Origin of the sequence: Cellulomonas fengjieae, assembly GCF_018388465.1 — a bacterium.
GTDB lineage: Bacteria > Actinomycetota > Actinomycetes > Actinomycetales > Cellulomonadaceae > Cellulomonas > Cellulomonas fengjieae.
Map to the genome: position 1 here is coordinate 1,202,263 of NZ_CP074404.1, position 16,536 is coordinate 1,218,798.

The window sequence follows — 16,536 nt, forward strand, 5'->3', positions numbered from 1 at the left end:
ACGATGGCCGAGCACGACCCGGTACGCGACGCTGCCCGGTACCGCGTGCGGCGCGACTCCCCAACTGGGCAGGAACCGAGCGAGCAGGGCGAGGACGCCGCCCCGCCGGGCCGGATGGAGAACCGGCACCTGTGGGTCGACGTGCTCGTCGACCAGGCCGTCGCGCGGGGCGAGTTCGACAACCTGGCCCTGGCCGGCAAGCCGATCCCCGGCATCACGGCCCACGACCCGGACTGGTGGCTCAAGGCGCTCATCGAGCGCGAGCAGATCTCGGGCGTCCTGCCGGAGGCGATCCAGCTGCGCAAGGACGACGCGGTGCTCGCCGACCGGCTGGACGCGCTCCGCACCGAGCAGCAGGTGCGCGACGCGGTCGAGGAGTTCAACGCGCGGGTCGTCTCGGCACGCCGTCAGCTGCTGGGCGGTCCGCCGGTGGTCACGCCGCTGCGCGACGTCGAGCACGAGGTCCACGAGTGGTCGGCCCGGCGCCTGCCGCCACCCGGACCGCCGGCACCGGCGGCCGAGCCGCCCCGGCGGCGCCACGGGTGGCGCCGCCGAGGCCGTTCCGGCTGAGCGAGGTCAGGCGCGGTTCTCGAGCGCCGGGACGATCGTCGTCGGGATCGCGAAGGCCAGCGAGACCGCCACGATGCCGCCGGCGAACGTCCACGCGCCCCAGTCGCCCACGTTGAAGGAGATCGCGAACAGGGCGAAGCCGAGCACGAACAGCAGGGCGGGGAAGACGACGCTCAGGAAGCGTCCGGGCGTGGCCGACCCGTCGTCCTCGCGGGGTTCGATCACCGGGTACGTCATGGTCGTCCTCCTGGAGTGCTGGTACCCCCGGCGTGGGTTCCACCGGGGGTACCAGGGTAGTCAGTGCGTCAGGGCCGCCGCCGACTCGTCGACCGGTGCCCCGTGCGACGTCGGGGCCGCCCGCACGAAGAACGCCGCGGGGATCGCGATCAGCGAGATCCCGGCACCCACCAGGAACGCCGCGTGGATACCGCCCGCAGTCGAGCCGACCACGCCCGCGCCGTCGGCCGCGAGCGTCGCGCTCTGCGCCGTCAGGACGGTGACGAACAGTGCCGTCCCGGCCGCACCGGCCACCTGCTGCACGGTGCCGACCATCGCGCTGCCGTGCGAGTACAGGCGCATCGGCAGCGAGCCCAGGGCCGAGGTGAACAGGGGCGTGAAGATCAGCGCCAGACCCGCGCTGAGGGTCACGTGGCAGGCCAGCATGACCCACGGGGAGCTCGTGGCGGTCAGCAGGGTGAAGCCCCATCCGGCCGCGCTGACGACGATCGTGCCCGGCACCAGCAGCGGCCGCGGGCCCACCCGGTCGTACGCGCGGCCCACGCTGGGTGCCAGCAGCCCCATGAGCAGGCCGCCGGGCAGGAGCAGGAGCCCGGTCTGCAGCGCCTCGAGCTCGAGCACCCGCTGCGCGTACAGCGGCAGCAGGATCAGCGTCCCGAACAGCGACATCATGCTGATGGCCATGACGACGACCGAGATGGCGAAGTTGGACGACGAGAACGTCCGCAGGTCGAGCAGCGCGTCGTCGACCCGCTGCAGCCGGACCTGGCGCAGGACGAAGACGACGAGGGACACCGCTCCGGCCCCGAGCGACGCCCAGGTCACGGTGGAGAGCCCGGTCGTCGCCGCCTCGCCGAGCCCGCTGAGGCCGTACACGAGCCCGCCGAACGCGACTGCGGAGAGGATCACCGACGGGACGTCGACACGGGCGCGGCGGGTCTCGGTCAGGTTGGGCAGCCGGATGGCGCCGAGCGCCAGCGCGCCCAGCGCGATGGGCAGGACGAGCGCGAACAGCCACCGCCAGTCGAGCACGCTGAGGATGAGCCCCGAGACGGTGGGGCCGATGGCCGGGGCCACCGAGATGACGATCGAGATGTTGCCCATCGTGCGTCCGCGGCTCTCGGGCGGCGTGACCGTCATGACGGTGGTCATGAGCAGCGGCAGCATGATCGCCGTGCCGCACGCCTGGACGACGCGGCCCGTGATGAGCAGGTCGAACCCGGGCGCCAGGGCGCAGATTGCCGTGCCCAGGCTGAACAGCACCATGGCCGCGAGGAACGTCGCGCGGGTGGTGAACCGCTGGATGGCGAACCCGGTCACCGGGATGACGACCGCCATCGTGAGCATGAACGCCGTGGTCACCCACTGGGCGGTGCTCGCCGGGATGTCGAGGTCGGTCATCAGGCGCGGCAGGGCGACGCCCATGATCGTCTCGTTGAGGATGACCACGAACGTCGAGATCAGCAGCAGCCGGACCGCCAGGCGGTCCCGCACCGCGGTGCCGGTCGCCGGGTCGGGCGGCGTGGTGGTCAGGGTCTCGTCGGTCACAGGTCACCTCGGTCTGCGCAGGAGTGGGCGTGGTGCGCGGCGGGGGTGGCGCGGCGCGGACGGTTGGCCCAGTCTGTGCGGCACGAACCGGACGAGTCGACGCAATTCGCTGTCGGAAGACAACAACCGCCCGTCACCAGGTGGACGAACGGGAACGCGACGATTCGACACGTCGCGCCGAGGAGCTCGCGTCAGTGCAGCGGGCGGGCCCGAGGGGCGCGCGGTCCGAACTTGGGGGCGCGCGCGGCCTGGGTGAGCTCGAGGAGCCGGATCACGCGCTGGCGATGACCCGCCCAGGGCGCCAGCAGGCGCAGCATCCCGGCGTCGTCCGTGCGGTCACCGGTCAGCGCCCAGCCGACCAGGTCCGACAGGTGGTAGTCACCGATCGAGACGGCATCGGCGTCGCCCAGCGCGCGGGAGGCGACCTCCGCGACGGTCCACGGCCCGATGCCGTGCACGGTGAGCAGCCGTCGGCGCGCCTCCTCGAGCGGCAGGTTCACGCCCTCCTGCAGGCGGTGCGCGACCTCCGCGGCCCGCAGCACCGTCCCCGCCCTGGCCTCCTCGACGCCGGCCCGCCGCCAGTCCCAGACCGGGACCGCCCGCCACGCCGCGGCGGTCGGCGGGACCCGGAGCGAGCGTGGGGCCGGACCGGGCGCCGGCGTGCCGTGCTGCTGCAGCAGCCGCCGCCACGACGCCTTGGCGTCGAGGCCGACGACGCGCTGCTCGAGCACCGCGGGAACGAGTGCCTCGAGCACGTTGCCCGACCGCGGGATGCGCATCGCCGCCCGGCCGCGGTACGCCTCGCGGACCACCGGGTGCAGGGTCGGGTCGAATCCGGTGGGGTCGTCGCGAGCCCCCAGCAGGTCGGGGACGCCCGCCACCGCACGTTCGGCACCGGGCCCCCAGGCGGTCACGTGGATGCCGTCCCGGCGCACGAGGAGGTGGCGGGTGGCGGGGCCGTCGGCGGTGCCGGTCGCCTGCCACACCGACCCGTCCGGGGCGAACCACCAGGCGGGGTCGCCCGCGCCGCGTCGGAGCGCAGCCAGGGTCAGGCGCACGGCGACGGGCTCCCGCGGCCGGTAGACGGACGTGACGCACGCCTGCTCGATCGGGACGGTGCTCACACCCACCACTATGCGCCGCGCCACCGACTCCTCGCGCCGCCGCCCTGCTCGCGCGCAGCCCCGCTCCGCTGCCGACACACTGGGCGTCATGACGATCCGTACGGGCATCTCGGGCTGGCGCTACGCACCGTGGCGCAAGGTCTTCTACCCGGTCGGGCTGCCCCAGCGCCGCGAGCTGGAGTACGCCTCCCACCGGCTCACGTCGATCGAGATCAACGGGTCGTTCTACTCGCTGCAGCGGCCGGAGAGCTACCAGGCGTGGGTCGCGCAGACGCCCGACGACTTCCTGTTCTCCGTCAAGGGCCCCCGCTTCGTGACGCACATGAAGAAGCTGGCGGACGTGCGGGTGCCCGTCGCGAACTTCTTCGCCAGCGGGGTCCTCGCGCTCGGGCCCAAGCTCGGACCCGTCCTGTGGCAGCTGCCCCCCAACCTCGGGTTCCACCCCGACCGCCTGGCCGCGTTCTTCGACCTGCTGCCGCGCACGACGTCCGCCGCCGCGGCGTTGGCCACCGAGCACGACGAACGGCTCGACGACCGGGCATGGACCACGACCGACGCCGACCGCCCGCTGCGCCACGTGCTCGAGGTCAGGCACCGCAGCTTCGAGGATCCCGCGTTCGTCGAGCTGCTGCGGGCGCACGGGATCGGGGTCGTCGTCGCGGACGCGGCCGGCCGGTGGCCCGTGATCGAGGACGTCACCGCCGACCTCGTCTACGTGCGGCTGCACGGTGAGACCGAGCTGTACGCCAGCGGCTACGACGACGACGCGCTCGACCGGTGGGCCGACAAGGTCCGCGCGTGGGCGTCCGGCGGCCAGGCGCCGGGTGCCCGCACGCTCGCCGGTCCGGCGGAGACCGTCGCGGAGCGCGACGTGTTCGTGTACTTCGACAACGACATCAAGGTCCGCGCCCCGTACGACGCGATGGCCCTCGCCGGCCGACTGGGCCTCGAGCCCGCCGGGCTGTCCTCCGTGAGGGCGTGAGCTCGGCGCGAGATCGTGGGTCCGGCGCGAGATCGTGGGTGCGAACTGACGATCTCGTGACCAAGGCACGATCTCGTCGGGCGTCGGGCGTCGGGCGGCGTGCGGCGTGCGGGGATTGTCGGGCGTCGGTGGCGCGGCGGCGGGACGGTTGTGGCCGGCCCGCCGTGGGTCAGTGGCCGCGGAGGCGCTGGATCAGTCGGCGGTCGCGCTTGGTGGGCCGCCCGGCGCCGCGGTCGCGCTCGCCCGCGACCACGTGCTCCTTGGGCAGCGGCGCGGGGGAGCGGTCGAGGTAGCAGGCCACCGCCACCGGGGCGCCGACGCGCTTGACGACGGCCCGCTGCACGACGACGATCCGCTCGCGCTCGCCGCCGCGGACGTGCACCTCGTCGCCGGGGACCACCATCGTCGCGGGCTTGGCGCGGTCGCCGTTGACCCGCACGTGCCCGGCACGGCAGGCGGCCGCGGCGGCGGACCGCGTGGGGAACAGCCGCACCGCCCACGTCCACGCATCCACGCGCGCCCGCGTCACCTCACCCATCCCACGAGCCTCTCACGCGCACGACGGCGGCCTGCGGGCCGAGGGGCTGCAGGCGCTCGTCGGGCGGTAGCGCGGCGAGCCGAGCCAGGGCGTGGTGGTGGAGCGGTCGGCCGGCTCACCACTTGAGCCCGACAACGAGAAGACCTCGTCGCGCCGGGTGCGACGAAGTCTTCTCGTCGTGCGGACCAGATCAGGCGCGCAGCTCGAGGTAGCGGCTGATCAGCGCGCGCGTGGACGGGTCCTGGGCCTCGAGTGCCGCCGTGTCGCCCTGCACCGCGGGGGCGATCTCGAGCGCGAGCTTCTTGCCCAGCTCCACGCCCCACTGGTCGAACGAGTCGATGCCCCAGACGATGCCCTGCACGAACGTGATGTGCTCGTACAGCGCGATGAGCTGGCCGAGGACGCTCGGGGTGAGGGCTGGGGCGAGGATCGACGTCGTCGGCCGGTTCCCGGAGAACACGCGCGCGGGCACGATGTCCTCGGCGACGCCGTCGGCGCGGACCTCCTCGGCGGTCTTGCCGAACGCGAGCGCCTTGGTCTGCGCGAAGAAGTTGGCCAGGAACAGCCCGTGCACGTCGACGCCGTCGTCGGCCAGCGGGTGCGCCGGGTTGGCGACCGCGATGAAGTCGGCGGGAATCAGGCGCGTGCCCTGGTGGATGAGCTGGTAGAACGCGTGCTGGCCGTTGGTGCCGGGCTCGCCCCAGAACACCTCACCGGTCTGCGTGGTGACGGGGGAGCCGTCCCAGCGGACCGACTTGCCGTTGGACTCCATGGTGAGCTGCTGCAGGTACGCGGCGAACCGGTGCAGATGCTGGGCGTAGGGGAGCACCGCGTGGGTGTGCGCGCCGAGGAAGTTGACGTACCAGACGTTCAGCAGCCCCATCAGGACCGGCACGTTCTGCGCGAACGGCGTCGTCGCCACGTGCTCGTCGACGGCGTGGAAGCCGGCCAGGAACTCCCGGAACGCGTCGGGCCCGACCGCTATGGCCAGCGACGTGCCGATGGTCGAGTCCACCGAGTAGCGTCCGCCGACCCAGTCCCAGAAGCCGAACGCGTTGGCGGGGTCGATCCCGAACGCGGCGACCTTGTCCAGTGCGGTCGAGACGGCGACGAAGTGCTTGGCCACGGCGGCGTTGCGCGACTCGTCGTCGTCGGCCGTCCCCAGCTGCTCCCAGAGCCAGGTGCGGGCCAGGCGCGCGTTGGTCAGCGTCTCCAGCGTGCCGAACGTCTTGGACGCGACGATGAACAGCGTGGTCTCGGGGTCGAGCCCCCTGACCGTGTCGGCCAGGTCGCTGGGGTCGATGTTGGAGACGAACCGCACCTCGATGCCGTCCTGCACGTACGGCTTGAGCGCCTCGTAGGCCATGACCGGACCGAGGTCGGAGCCGCCGATGCCGATGTTCACGACGGTCGCGACCCGGGAACCGGTCACGCCGGTCCACTCGCCCGAGCGGACCTTGTCCGCGAACGCGAACATCTTGGTCAGCTCGGCCTGCACGTCGTCGTCGACGTCCTGCCCGTCGACGACCAGCGGCGGCTGCGCGCCCGGCGGGCGCCGCAGCGCGGTGTGCAGGACGGCCCGGTCCTCGGTCACGTTGATGTGGTCGCCGCGCAGCTGCGCCTGCAGTCGCTCCGCCAGACCCACCTCGTCGGCGAGGCGCACGAGCAGGGCGAGCGTCTCGTCGTTGACCAGGTTCTTGGACAGGTCGACCGTGAGGTCGGCGAGCGGGAGGGTGTGGCGCGTGGCGCGCTCCGGGTCCGCGGCGAACCAGCCGCGCAGGTCGGGCGTCAGCGTGGACTCGTGGACGCTGAGCTCCTGCCAGGCGGCGGTGGTCGTGGCGTCGATCGGCGAGGTGGGCATGCCACCACCGTATTGCGCCTGCGCGATCCGTCGCACCGCACGTTCGTCCTAGGGTGGCGGACATGTCCCGCGTCCCCACCGCAGTCGTCGCCGCCGTCACGCTCGTGGTCGCGTTCACCGTCGCCCAGCTGACCGACGTCCGCGCGCTGGGCGGGGTCGTGCTCGTGGCGGGGGTCGTGTGGTGCGCGGTCCGCGCCCGGGCGGCCGGCTGGTGGCGGATCGCGGCCGTCGTCGTGGTCGGCGCGGTGTGCTTCGCCGGCTCGCACCTCCTCGCGGACCCGCTGGGCCCGTGGCCCGCGGTGCTCGTCGCGGCGCTCGTGCTCGGTGCCGTGACGTACGCCCTGGTGGACCGCCGCTCCGCGCGGCCCGCGCGCGTCGCGTGACCCCGCTCCTGGTCTGCTGCGGCCTCGCGACGCTGGACGTCGTGCAGGTGGTCGACCGCCTGCCGGGTCCCGACGAGAAGGTGGTCGCCCGCAGCCTCGACGTCACGTTCGGCGGTCCCGCGGCCAACGCGGCGGCGACGGCGGCCGCGCTCGGCGTCCGCACCGTGCTGGTGACGGCGCTCGGCGCGGGGCCGGTCGCCGAGCTCGTCCGCGCCGGGCTGGTCGCCGCGGGGGTGGAGGTGGTCGATCTCCTGGCGGGTCCGGGAGCGCCGGCCGTGTCGACCGTCCTGGTGACGCGCAGCACCGGCGAGCGGGCGGTCGTGTCCGTCAACGCGACCGGCGCAGGGGACCTCCCGGCCCCCGACGTGGACGTCCTCCGGGACGCGACGGCGCTGCTCGTCGACGGCCACCACCTCGGCGCTGCGCAGGTCCTCGCGCGGGCCGCCTCGGCACGGGGCGTCCCGGTGCTGCTGGACGGCGGGAGCTGGAAGCCGGGCCTGGACGACCTGCTCGCGCACGTCGACCACGCGGTGGTGTCCGCCGACTTCCGCCTGCCGGACGACGCGCCCGTGGACGCGTTGCTGGACCGCGGCCCGACCCTGGTGGCGCAGTCCGCGGGCGGTGACCCGGTCCGGGTGCTGCGAGTCGCACCCGGCGGCACCCGGACGTCGGACGTCCTGCATCCGCCGACGGTCCCGGCCGGTGACGTCGTGGACACGCTCGGCGCGGGTGACGTCCTGCACGGCGCCACCGCCGCGGCGCTCGCCGCGGGCCACGACATCCTCGCGGCACTGCACGAGGGCGTGGTCCGGGCGAGCGAGTCCGTGCGGTACCCCGGCGCGCTCGGCTGGGTCAGCGGACCAGGACGGGCGTGACCGGGGCAGGGGTGTCGAGCAGGCGGGCCGTCGCCACCGGCTGGAAGCCCTTGACCAGCAGCCACACGGCCAGAGACATCTCGTAGGCGAACACCGGCAGCGCGGTGAGCCCGCCCCACACGGAGACCTGGTCGTAGACCCCGAACAGCACGAGTGCGGCGGACGCGAAGAGCAGCGGTGCCGCCACGAGGCCCAGCACGGCGATCGCGCGCGGGACCAGCCGGGTCCGGTAGAGGAACCAGCCCATCAGGAACGTGCTCGGCGCGAGGGCGAAGTTCGGCCCGAACAGGAAGGTCCAGTCGTGCACCGCCACCAGGAGCGCGCTCGCGGTGAGGTGGGACTGGTCCGCCCCCACGCTCTCGTTCAGCGTGACGATCGCCAGCACGCTGATGATGCCGACGACGATGACGGCCGACTCGAGCAGCCGGAACGCGGCGTAGCCGAGCGCGGCGCTCTCGCTGCGGCGCCGCACGATCGGGAACATGAGCACCGCGATCCCGATCAGCGACAGCGCGCAGACCAGCTCGAGCAGGGCGCCGGCGGCCACCTGGGTGCGGTGCGTGGTTGCGCCGAGGACGTAGTCGGGGTCGTCGAGCACGGGCGCGTAGGCCAGCAGCCCGATCACCGCGGTGACCGCGGCGACGATGAAGAGTGTGCCGACGGTCCGGGCCGTCGTCCTGTGCGTGAGCATCGTGGCGCTCCTGGGGGATCGGGACGCGGCTGGTCCGTGTCGGGTCGATCGTCGCGAGCCCCGGCCCGCCTGCCCTCGGCCCGGGGGCCCGAGCTGCACCGACCGGACGGGCGAGGCGACTCGACCGTTCGGCCGAGTCGCCGCCCGCTGGACGTCCCTAGGCTGCGACGCGTGATCCCCGACGTCCTCCGTCCGCTGTGGACGGCCCCTCGACCTGCCCGTGCCCCTGCGCGGCTGCGTCGCGACTGGGTGCTGGTCGCCCTGCTCGCGGTCGCCGCGGTGCTCGAGGTGGTCCTGCGTCCGGACGTCACGTGGCGTCCGGTGGCGTTCGTGCTGGCCCTGGGGGTCGTGCTGGCCCTCCTGTGGCGGCGGACCCACCCGCTGGGCGCGGTGCTCGCTGTGTCCGGCGCGCTGGCAGCGGTGAACCTCGCCGCCCTGTTCGCCGGGGTGGGGGACCTGGGGCTGTGGACGACGGCCTGCGTCGTGCTGCTGCCGTACGCGCTGTGCCGCTGGGGCAGCGGCAGGGAGGTGGTGCTGGGGCTGGCGGCCGTGGCGCTGGCGTCGGCGCTGGGGATCGCGGGCGACTGGACGAACGTCGCCGACGCGGTGCTCGAGGCCTGCGTGGTGCTGGTGCCTGCGGCGGTCGGGGCGGGGGTCCGGTTCGCCGCCGCCTCCCGGTCGCGTGGGCGCGACGAGGTCCGGCTGCGCGAGCGGGAGCAGCTGGCGCGGGAGCTGCACGACACGGTCGCGCACCACGTGTCCGCGATCGCGGTGCGTGCGCAGGCGGGGCGGGTCGTGGCGGCGTCGGACCCCGCCGCGGCGGTCGATGCGCTGCGCGTCATCGAGGGCGAGGCGTCCCGCGCGCTCACGGAGATGCGCCTCATGGTCGGCGCCCTGCGCGAGGACGGCGCCGCCGCGCTCGCGCCGCCGCGGGGCGTCGCGGACATCGAGCTGCTGGCCCACGCCGTCAGCGGGTCGCCGCGCGTCGAGGTCGAGCTCACCGGGGACCTGGACGACCTGCGGCCGGCCGTCGGTGCGGCCCTCTACCGCCTGGCCCAGGAGGCGGTCACCAACGCGGTCCGGCACGCGCGGCACGCCTCACGGGTCGGTGTGCTGGTCGCCGGCGCCGACGACTGCGTCCGCCTGACCGTGGTGGACGACGGGGACCTGCACGGCCGGAGCGGCGCCGGGTACGGGCTGGTCGGCATGAGCGAGCGCGTCACGCTCCTGGGCGGGACGCTCGACGCCGGTCCGGGCGAGGAGCGGGGCTGGACGGTGGCTGCGGTGCTGCCGAGGACGGGGGCGGTCGCGTGAGCATCCGGGTGCTCGTCGCCGACGACCAGGAGCTGGTCCGCACCGGCCTGGTGATGATTCTCGACGCCCAGCCCGGGATCACGGTGGTCGGCGAGGCCGCGGACGGGAACCAGGCGGTGTCGAAGGCCCGCGAGCTGCGTCCCGACGTGTGCCTCGTCGACATCCGCATGCCCGGCCTGGACGGCATCGAGGTGACGCGCCGGCTCGCCGGCCCCGACGTCGCGGACCCGCTGGCCGTGGTGGTGATCACGACGTTCGACCTCGACGAGTACGTGCACGGCGCGTTGCGTGCGGGCGCCCGGGGGTTCCTGCTCAAGGACGCCGGTCCGGAGCTGCTGGTCCAGGCGGTGCACGCCGCCGCGGCCGGCGACGCGCTCATCGCGCCGAACGTCACGGTGCGGCTGCTCGCCGCGTTCGCCGCGACCGGCAGGCACACGCGGGCCGCACAGCCCGTGGTGCCGTTGACCGCCCGGGAGGAGCAGGTCCTCGTCACGGTGGCCCGTGGTCGCACCAACGCCGAGATCGCCGACGAGCTCTACGTCAGCCTCAGCACCGTGAAGACCCATCTGGGCAGCCTCATGGACAAGCTGGCCGTGCGGAACCGGGTGGAGCTGGCGATGTGGGCCTACGAGTCGGGTCGCGTGGACTGACCGAGTGCCTCGCGGACGAGCGGGGCGACCTGCGTGCCGAGCAGCTCGATCGAGCGCAGCGACTCCCGTTGCGGCACGCCGGACAGGTCCATCTGGAACGCCTGCCGGTCGTGGTGCAGCACGCCGTGCAGCGCGACGATCCGCTCGGCGATCTGCTCGGGCTCGCCGATGAAGTAGGCGCCGCCGCGCGCTGCCTGCGACTCGTAGGAGATCCGGTTGGGCATGGGGAAGCCGCGTTCCGACGAGATCCGACGCATGGACTCCAACCAGTACGGGTAGAAGTAGTCGCGCGCCGCCGCGCCGTCGTCGGCGAGGAAGCCCATCCCTGCGACGGACACGAACCGGGACGACCGGGGGTGCCCGGACTCCGCGTGCGTGCGCCGGTAGAGGTCCACGAGGGGCGCGAACTGGGCCGGCTGACCGCCGATGATCGCGTAGCTGATCGGCAGGCCGAGCATGCCGGCGCGCACCGACGACTCCGGGTTGCCCCCGGTGGCCACGGCGATCTGCAGGTGCGGCCCGCGGCCGGGGTGGTCGTAGGGGCGGGGCAGGACCAGCGCGTCGTCGAGCGGCGGCCGGAACCGTCCCCGCCAGGTGGTCCGCTCGTGGGCGTCGAGCTGCAGGAGCAGCTGGATCTTCTCGTCGTACAGCGCGTCGTAGTCGTCCAGCGACGCGCCGAACAGGGGATAGGACTCGATGAACGAGCCGCGCCCCGCGAGCAGCTCCACGCGCCCCTCGGACAGCAGGTCCATGGTGGTGAACTGCTGGTAGACCCGCACCGGGTCCTCCGTCGACAGCACGGTGACGGCGCTCCCGACCGTGATCCGGGAGGTCTGCGCCAGCGCTGCGGCGATCACCGTCGACGGCGACGAGATCGCGTACTCCGGACGGTGGTGCTCGCCGATGCCGACGTAGTCGAGGCCCACCTCCTCGGCCAGCCGGATGCGTTCGAGCACCTCGCGGAGGCGCTGGCCGGGGGAGACCTGCGCCCCGGAGATGGGGTCGGGGTGGATGTCGCCGAAGGTGTACAGGCCGAGTTCCATCACAGTCCGAACGCTACGACGACCGCCGCTCACCCGCGTGTTCGTGCCTGCGTCGTCCCATGAGTCGGTCAGGTGAACGGCCGGTCACGATGTGGTCACGGTCACAGCAGCGTGTTGACACGTGATTTGTAAGGAAGGTCTACTAACAAACGTGACGACGACCACGCAGCCGCTCGCTGCAGCACACGGGGTCGGTCGGGCCCTGCGCCCGACCGGGAAGGTGCTGCCCGAGCACGCGCGTGCGCACAACCGCTCGCTCGTCCTGGCCCACCTGTTCCACGTCGGACCCGCCTCCCGCGCCGACATCGCGCGCAGCACGGGGCTGACGCGGGTCACCGTCTCGGGGATGGTGGCCGCGCTGATCGCCGAGGGCCTCGTCGAGGAGCTGGGGGTCCGCGTCGAGGGCAAGGTCGGCAAGCCCGCCACGCTCGTCGGGATGCGGACCGAGGCGTTCCAGATCGTCGCGGTGGACCTCACGGACGACACGCACCTGCGGGGAGCGGTGATGACCCTCGTCGGCGCGGTCCTCGAGCGGCGCTCGGTGGCGCTGGACGGGCGCACCGGAGACGCCGCGGCCGAGCTGCTCGAGAGCCTGTGCCGCGAGCTGCTGGCCGTCGCGACCCGACCCGTGATCGGCGTGGGCATCGCGTCCCCGGGAGTCATCGACCTCGAGGGCACCGTCGTGCAGGCGCCGAACCGGGGCTGGTACGACCTGCCCCTGGCGGCCGACCTCACCGAGAGCCTCGGCGTGCCGGTGCACGTCGCGAACGACGCCAACACCCGCGCGCTCGGGGAGTTCACCTACGGCTCCGCCGCCGGCTCGGGCTGCATGGTGCTGACGATCGGGGAGGGCGTCGGCGCGGGGATCGTCGTCGACGGAGCCCTGGTGCTCGGCCGTCATCACGCGGCGGGCGAGATCGGCCACGTCACCGTCGTCGACGGCGACGTGCGCGACGAGCCGCCGCTGGACTGCGCCTGCGGGCGCTCGGGGTGCCTCGAGACCGTGCTCAGCGTCCCGGCCCTGCGCCGCCGGACCGCCGGTCTGTCCCGCGAAGAGTCCGACGCCGCACTGGCGTCGGTCGGACGGTTGCTGGGTATCGCCCTGGCGCCCGTCGTCAGTGCGCTCGACCTCGCGGAGGTCCTGCTCTCCGGCCCCCCGGAGCTGCTGGACGGCCCCCTGCGTGAGGCAGCGCTCGCCACCGTCCGCGCACGCACGATGCCCGTCATCGGGCACGGGCTGGCCCTGCGGATGGGATCCCTCGACGAGGACGGGGCTCTCGCTGGCGCGGCAGTCCTGGTCCTGTCGGGCCAGCTGGGGGTCTCGTGACGACCCCCAGCCGGCCCACTGCAGGTCAGAAGAACCACCCGGCGGCGCCGTCCGGCGCGCGCCTCGCTCACGGGAGGAACCCCAACGTGAAGATCCTACGTTTCGCGGCCGTCGGCGCGGTGGCCGCGCTCGCGCTCACGGCGTGCAGCAACGGCGACGACGCCGCTGACACGCCCACCGGTGACGGCACCCCCGAGGCCGCCACCATCACGCTGTGGCTCAACGGCACGGACACCCCCGACGCGCTGCGTGAGTACCTCACCACGACGTTCGAGTCGGAGAACCCCGGGTCCAAGCTCGTCATCGAGGAGCAGGACTGGAACGGCCTCGTGCCGCGTCTCCAGACCGCGCTCGGCTCGGCGGAGCAGACGCCCGACGTCGTGGAGATCGGCAACACGCAGTCGCCGACGTTCACGTACGCCGGTGCCTTCGCCGACATCACGGACCTGTACGAGGAGCTCGGCGGCGACGACCTGCTGCCCGGCTTCGTCGACGCCGGGAGCGCGGACGGCGCCTTCTACGCCGCTCCCTACTACTCCGGTGCGCGCGCGGTGTTCTACAACAAGGACGCGTTCGCCGCGGCGGGGGTCGAGGTCCCCACCACGCTGGCCGAGTTCACCGAGGTGGCCAAGAAGCTGCAGTCCGAGACGCAGTCCGGGTTCTGGTTCCCCGGCCAGGACTGGTACAACGGCGCCGCGTGGATCTACACCAACGGCGGCGAGCTCGCGGTGGCGGACGGCGACGCCTGGAAGGGTGGCCTCTCCACGCCCGAGTCGATCGAGGGCCTGCAGCAGGTGCAGGACCTGTTCCAGAACGCGACGAACGCCCCGGCCGACAGCGACTCGAACGAACCGTGGGTCCCGTTCAACGCCGGTCAGACGGCGATGTTCTCCGCGCCGACGTGGGCCCGGTGGAGCATCGACCTCCCGCAGTGCAACAAGGCGGTCGACCCGGACGACGAGTCCGAGGAGGCCAAGGCGCTGCGCGGCGAGCAGCAGGCCTGCAACGAGGAGCACACCGGCGTCTTCCCGCTGCCGGGCCTCGAGGAGGGCTCCTACGCCCAGGGGTTCGCGGGCGGCTCCAACATCGCCGTCGCGGCGAAGTCGCAGCACCCGGAGCTGGCCAAGAGCCTGCTGCGGATCATGTTCACGGAGGAGTTCCAGAACATGCTCGGCGAGAACGGCCTGATCCCGGGCAACACGCAGTACTCCACGTCCATGGGTGACGACGTGTACGCCCAGGCTGCGGTCGCTGCCGCGCTCAACGCCAAGCTCACGCCGGCGGCCGAGAACTGGGCCACCGTCGAGGGTGACCGCATCCTGGAGGACTTCTTCCAGCAGCTCGCCACCGGCGCGGACGTCCAGGAGGCAGCCGCCTCGGCGGACAAGCTCATCGAGGACGCGCTGAACTGATCACGGCCCCGGCCGGCCGTCGCCCCGCGGGGCCGCGGCCGGCCGGGATCCGGTCATCGCAGAACCACCTGATCCGGGTACGACCGGGCCCGGCACGACCGGACCGGCCGGGTCGTGCCACCCCACAGGAGCCTCCATGGCAGCCACTGCCCCCGCGCTGCAGCAGGACGACGTCGCCGTCGCCTTCCCGCGCCGCCGCCGCCGCAAGCTCGGCGTCTACGGCCTGCTCGTCCCCGCCGCCGTCCTGATGGGCGTCGCGCTCGGCTACCCGCTCGTGCGCCAGTTCGTCATCTCGTTCCAGGACTACGGCCTGCGCCAGCAGTTCGGCCAGCCCGCCGAGTGGGTCGGCCTGAAGAACTACACCGACCTGCTGTCCGACCCCTACGTGTGGGCCGTCATCGGGCGCTCGATCGCCTTCTGCCTGGTGAACGCGGCGGTGACGATGCTCATCGGGGTCGGGTTCGCCGTGCTCATGTCCCGGATCAGCCGTGCCCCGCGCATCACGCTGCAGGTGGCCCTGCTGCTGGCCTGGGGGACCCCCGTGCTCGCGTCGATGACCGTCTGGCAGTGGCTGTTCGACTCGCAGTACGGCGTCGTCAACTGGGTCCTGTCGAACGTCTTCGGACTCGAGGACATGGCGGGCCACTCGTGGATCATCGAGCCGCTGTCGTTCTACTTCGTCGCGACGGTCATCGTCGTGTGGATGTCCGTGCCGTTCGTGGCGTTCTCCGTCTACGCCGGCCTGCTCCAGGTGCCCGAGGAGACCATGGAGGCCGCCCAGCTCGACGGCGCCTCCGCCCGGCAGCGGTTCTGGAACATCACCATCCCGATGGTCCGCCCGGTCCTGTCGATCGTCCTGCTCCTGCAGGTGATCTGGGACTTCAAGGTGTTCACGCAGATCTACGTCCTGCAGCGGGCCGGCGCACCGACGCGCGACACCAACCTGCTCGGGACGCTCATCTACTCCTACGCCAGCAAGTTCTCCGTGGCCGGGGCGCTCGCCACGATCATGCTCGTCATCACGCTCGCCCTCACCGGCTTCTACATCCGGCAGATGCTGAAGGAGGACGAGCTGTGAGCGCCCTCGACACACGCGCCCCGGTCGCCGCGGTGGCCGGCACCGCACCACGGTCGTCCGAGGCCGGTCGGGCCCAGTCCCGCGGCGGTCGGCGGGCCCTCGGCGTCCTCGCCGTGCTGATGTCGGTCCTGTGGGTCTTCCCGATCTACTGGATGATCAACAGCGCGTTCCTGCCGCTGAACAGGCTGCAGACCCCGGACCCCACCTTCTTCCCCGTCCAGGGCACGCTGTCCAACTTCCGGCGCGTCGTGGACGACCCCTCGTTCTGGGTCTCGATGCGCGTGTCGCTCGCGGTCGTCGCCGTGGTGCTGGTCGCCGCGCTGGTGTTCGCGTTCCTGGCCGCGCTCGCGGTGAGCCGGTTCCGGTTCCGTGGCCGCAAGGGCTTCATCCTGACGATCCTCGTGGTCCAGATGATCCCGGCCGAGGGGCTGTTCATCTCCCAGTACCAGATGCTCGACGGCTGGGGCCTGGTGAACAAGGTCGCGGGCCTGTCGCTCGTCTACACCGCGGCGATCCTGCCCTTCACCATCTGGATGCTGCGCGGGTTCGTGGCCGGGGTGCCGATCGAGCTCGAGGAGGCGGCCATGGTCGATGGGCTGTCCCGGACCGCCGCGTTCTTCCGCATCACGTTCCCGCTGCTCGCCCCGGGGCTCGTCGCGGCCGGCGTCTACGGGTTCCTGCAGGCGTGGAACGAGTACACCCTCGCCCTTGTCGTGATGACGGACCCCGCCCAGCGCACCCTGCCGCTGTGGCTGCAGGGGCTGGTGGAGTCCAACCGGGCGACCGACTGGGGTGTCGTGATGGCCGGTTCCGCGCTCATCGCGATTCCCGTGATTGTGTTCTTCCTGTTCGTCCAGAACAAGATGACCTCCGGGCTCGTCGCGGGTGCGGTGAAGGGCTGAC

17 protein-coding genes are annotated in these 16,536 nt (G+C 72.9%); 10 read left to right on the forward strand and 7 right to left on the reverse strand.

Annotated elements, in window-relative coordinates; genetic code table 11:
- Positions 1–3: 3 nt before the first annotated feature.
- Entirely contained in the window at positions 4–570 is a 567-nt protein-coding gene (locus KG102_RS05555; RefSeq protein WP_208289315.1) for a DnaJ family domain-containing protein, read from the forward strand.
- A gap of 6 nt (positions 571–576) precedes the next feature.
- Here the strand turns inward: KG102_RS05555 and KG102_RS05560 are convergent, their stop codons facing one another.
- The 3 genes from KG102_RS05560 to KG102_RS05570 form a co-directional block, all read right to left on the reverse strand.
- On the reverse strand, positions 577–807 hold the full coding sequence (locus tag KG102_RS05560; protein ID WP_208214144.1) for a hypothetical protein: 231 nt from the start codon (positions 805–807) through the stop codon (positions 577–579).
- A gap of 60 nt (positions 808–867) precedes the next feature.
- Positions 868–2,355 carry an MDR family MFS transporter gene (locus KG102_RS05565; RefSeq protein WP_249667483.1) on the reverse strand — a complete coding sequence of 496 codons (1,488 nt, stop codon included), beginning with the start codon at positions 2,353–2,355 and terminating at the stop codon, positions 868–870.
- A 191-nt stretch (positions 2,356–2,546) separates the two neighbouring features.
- Complete coding sequence (locus KG102_RS05570; protein ID WP_249667484.1) at positions 2,547–3,479, reverse strand: DNA-3-methyladenine glycosylase family protein; 933 nt, start codon at positions 3,477–3,479, stop codon at positions 2,547–2,549.
- Between the two features lie 88 nt (positions 3,480–3,567).
- Between KG102_RS05570 and KG102_RS05575 the strand changes: the two genes are divergently transcribed.
- Positions 3,568–4,461 (forward strand): DUF72 domain-containing protein, encoded by an 894-nt coding sequence (locus KG102_RS05575; RefSeq protein WP_208214142.1) that lies wholly within the window; start codon positions 3,568–3,570, stop codon positions 4,459–4,461.
- 169 nt (positions 4,462–4,630) lie between these two features.
- Here the strand turns inward: KG102_RS05575 and KG102_RS05580 are convergent, their stop codons facing one another.
- Together KG102_RS05580 and pgi are read right to left on the reverse strand one after the other, a co-directional pair.
- Positions 4,631–4,999 carry an RNA-binding S4 domain-containing protein gene (locus KG102_RS05580; protein ID WP_208289314.1) on the reverse strand — a complete coding sequence of 123 codons (369 nt, stop codon included), beginning with the start codon at positions 4,997–4,999 and terminating at the stop codon, positions 4,631–4,633.
- A gap of 190 nt (positions 5,000–5,189) precedes the next feature.
- Positions 5,190–6,860 carry a glucose-6-phosphate isomerase gene (gene pgi / locus KG102_RS05585; RefSeq protein ID WP_208289313.1) on the reverse strand — a complete coding sequence of 557 codons (1,671 nt, stop codon included), beginning with the start codon at positions 6,858–6,860 and terminating at the stop codon, positions 5,190–5,192.
- A gap of 62 nt (positions 6,861–6,922) precedes the next feature.
- On the opposite strand from pgi, the gene KG102_RS05590 reads away from it, so the two are divergent.
- Positions 6,923–7,243 carry a hypothetical protein gene (locus KG102_RS05590; protein ID WP_208289312.1) on the forward strand — a complete coding sequence of 107 codons (321 nt, stop codon included), beginning with the start codon at positions 6,923–6,925 and terminating at the stop codon, positions 7,241–7,243.
- The gene (locus KG102_RS05595; protein ID WP_208289311.1) at positions 7,240–8,118 is read left to right on the forward strand and encodes a PfkB family carbohydrate kinase; all 879 of its coding nucleotides are present in this window, start codon (positions 7,240–7,242) and stop codon (positions 8,116–8,118) included. The genes KG102_RS05590 and KG102_RS05595 overlap by 4 nt, the downstream gene beginning before the upstream one ends.
- Here KG102_RS05595 and KG102_RS05600 read toward each other — a convergent pair.
- Complete coding sequence (locus tag KG102_RS05600) at positions 8,096–8,809, reverse strand: DUF4386 domain-containing protein (protein WP_208289310.1); 714 nt, start codon at positions 8,807–8,809, stop codon at positions 8,096–8,098. The genes KG102_RS05595 and KG102_RS05600 overlap by 23 nt on opposite strands.
- Before the next feature lie 171 nt (positions 8,810–8,980).
- Between KG102_RS05600 and KG102_RS05605 the strand changes: the two genes are divergently transcribed.
- Together KG102_RS05605 and KG102_RS05610 are read left to right on the forward strand one after the other, a co-directional pair.
- Positions 8,981–10,123: a sensor histidine kinase gene (locus KG102_RS05605; protein ID WP_249667485.1), complete on the forward strand. Its 1,143-nt coding sequence runs from the start codon at positions 8,981–8,983 to the stop codon at positions 10,121–10,123.
- Positions 10,120–10,773, forward strand: coding sequence for a response regulator (locus tag KG102_RS05610; RefSeq protein WP_208289309.1), 654 nt, complete (start codon positions 10,120–10,122; stop codon positions 10,771–10,773). The genes KG102_RS05605 and KG102_RS05610 overlap by 4 nt, the downstream gene beginning before the upstream one ends.
- Here the strand turns inward: KG102_RS05610 and KG102_RS05615 are convergent.
- On the reverse strand, positions 10,749–11,816 hold the full coding sequence (locus tag KG102_RS05615; RefSeq protein WP_208214128.1) for an LLM class flavin-dependent oxidoreductase: 1,068 nt from the start codon (positions 11,814–11,816) through the stop codon (positions 10,749–10,751). The two genes, KG102_RS05610 and KG102_RS05615, sit on opposite strands and share 25 nt — an antisense overlap.
- A gap of 151 nt (positions 11,817–11,967) precedes the next feature.
- Between KG102_RS05615 and KG102_RS05620 the strand changes: the two genes are divergently transcribed.
- From KG102_RS05620 to KG102_RS05635, 4 genes are all read left to right on the forward strand, one after another.
- The gene (locus KG102_RS05620) at positions 11,968–13,143 is read left to right on the forward strand and encodes an ROK family transcriptional regulator (RefSeq protein WP_208214126.1); all 1,176 of its coding nucleotides are present in this window, start codon (positions 11,968–11,970) and stop codon (positions 13,141–13,143) included.
- A gap of 86 nt (positions 13,144–13,229) precedes the next feature.
- Complete coding sequence (locus tag KG102_RS05625) at positions 13,230–14,555, forward strand: extracellular solute-binding protein (RefSeq protein ID WP_208289308.1); 1,326 nt, start codon at positions 13,230–13,232, stop codon at positions 14,553–14,555.
- Between the two features lie 136 nt (positions 14,556–14,691).
- Positions 14,692–15,633, forward strand: coding sequence for a carbohydrate ABC transporter permease (locus KG102_RS05630; RefSeq protein ID WP_208289307.1), 942 nt, complete (start codon positions 14,692–14,694; stop codon positions 15,631–15,633).
- Positions 15,630–16,535: a carbohydrate ABC transporter permease gene (locus tag KG102_RS05635; protein ID WP_372438356.1), complete on the forward strand. Its 906-nt coding sequence runs from the start codon at positions 15,630–15,632 to the stop codon at positions 16,533–16,535. The genes KG102_RS05630 and KG102_RS05635 overlap by 4 nt, the downstream gene beginning before the upstream one ends.
- Position 16,536 lies beyond the last annotated feature (1 nt).

What these genes read in the sequence shown, in the direction of transcription:
- KG102_RS05580 (WP_208289314.1), bottom strand. Translation starts at nt 4,999, where the DNA reads ATGGGTGAGGTGACGCGGGCGCGCGTGGATGCGTGGACGTGGGCGGTG.
- KG102_RS05630 (WP_208289307.1), top strand. Translation starts at nt 14,692, where the DNA reads ATGGCAGCCACTGCCCCCGCGCTGCAGCAGGACGACGTCGCCGTCGCC.
- KG102_RS05575 (WP_208214142.1), top strand. Translation starts at nt 3,568, where the DNA reads ATGACGATCCGTACGGGCATCTCGGGCTGGCGCTACGCACCGTGGCGC.
- KG102_RS05555 (WP_208289315.1), top strand. Translation starts at nt 4, where the DNA reads ATGGCCGAGCACGACCCGGTACGCGACGCTGCCCGGTACCGCGTGCGG.
- KG102_RS05615 (WP_208214128.1), bottom strand. Translation starts at nt 11,816, where the DNA reads ATGGAACTCGGCCTGTACACCTTCGGCGACATCCACCCCGACCCCATC.
- KG102_RS05590 (WP_208289312.1), top strand. Translation starts at nt 6,923, where the DNA reads ATGTCCCGCGTCCCCACCGCAGTCGTCGCCGCCGTCACGCTCGTGGTC.
- pgi (WP_208289313.1), bottom strand. Translation starts at nt 6,860, where the DNA reads ATGCCCACCTCGCCGATCGACGCCACGACCACCGCCGCCTGGCAGGAG.
- KG102_RS05560 (WP_208214144.1), bottom strand. Translation starts at nt 807, where the DNA reads ATGACGTACCCGGTGATCGAACCCCGCGAGGACGACGGGTCGGCCACG.
- KG102_RS05600 (WP_208289310.1), bottom strand. Translation starts at nt 8,809, where the DNA reads ATGCTCACGCACAGGACGACGGCCCGGACCGTCGGCACACTCTTCATC.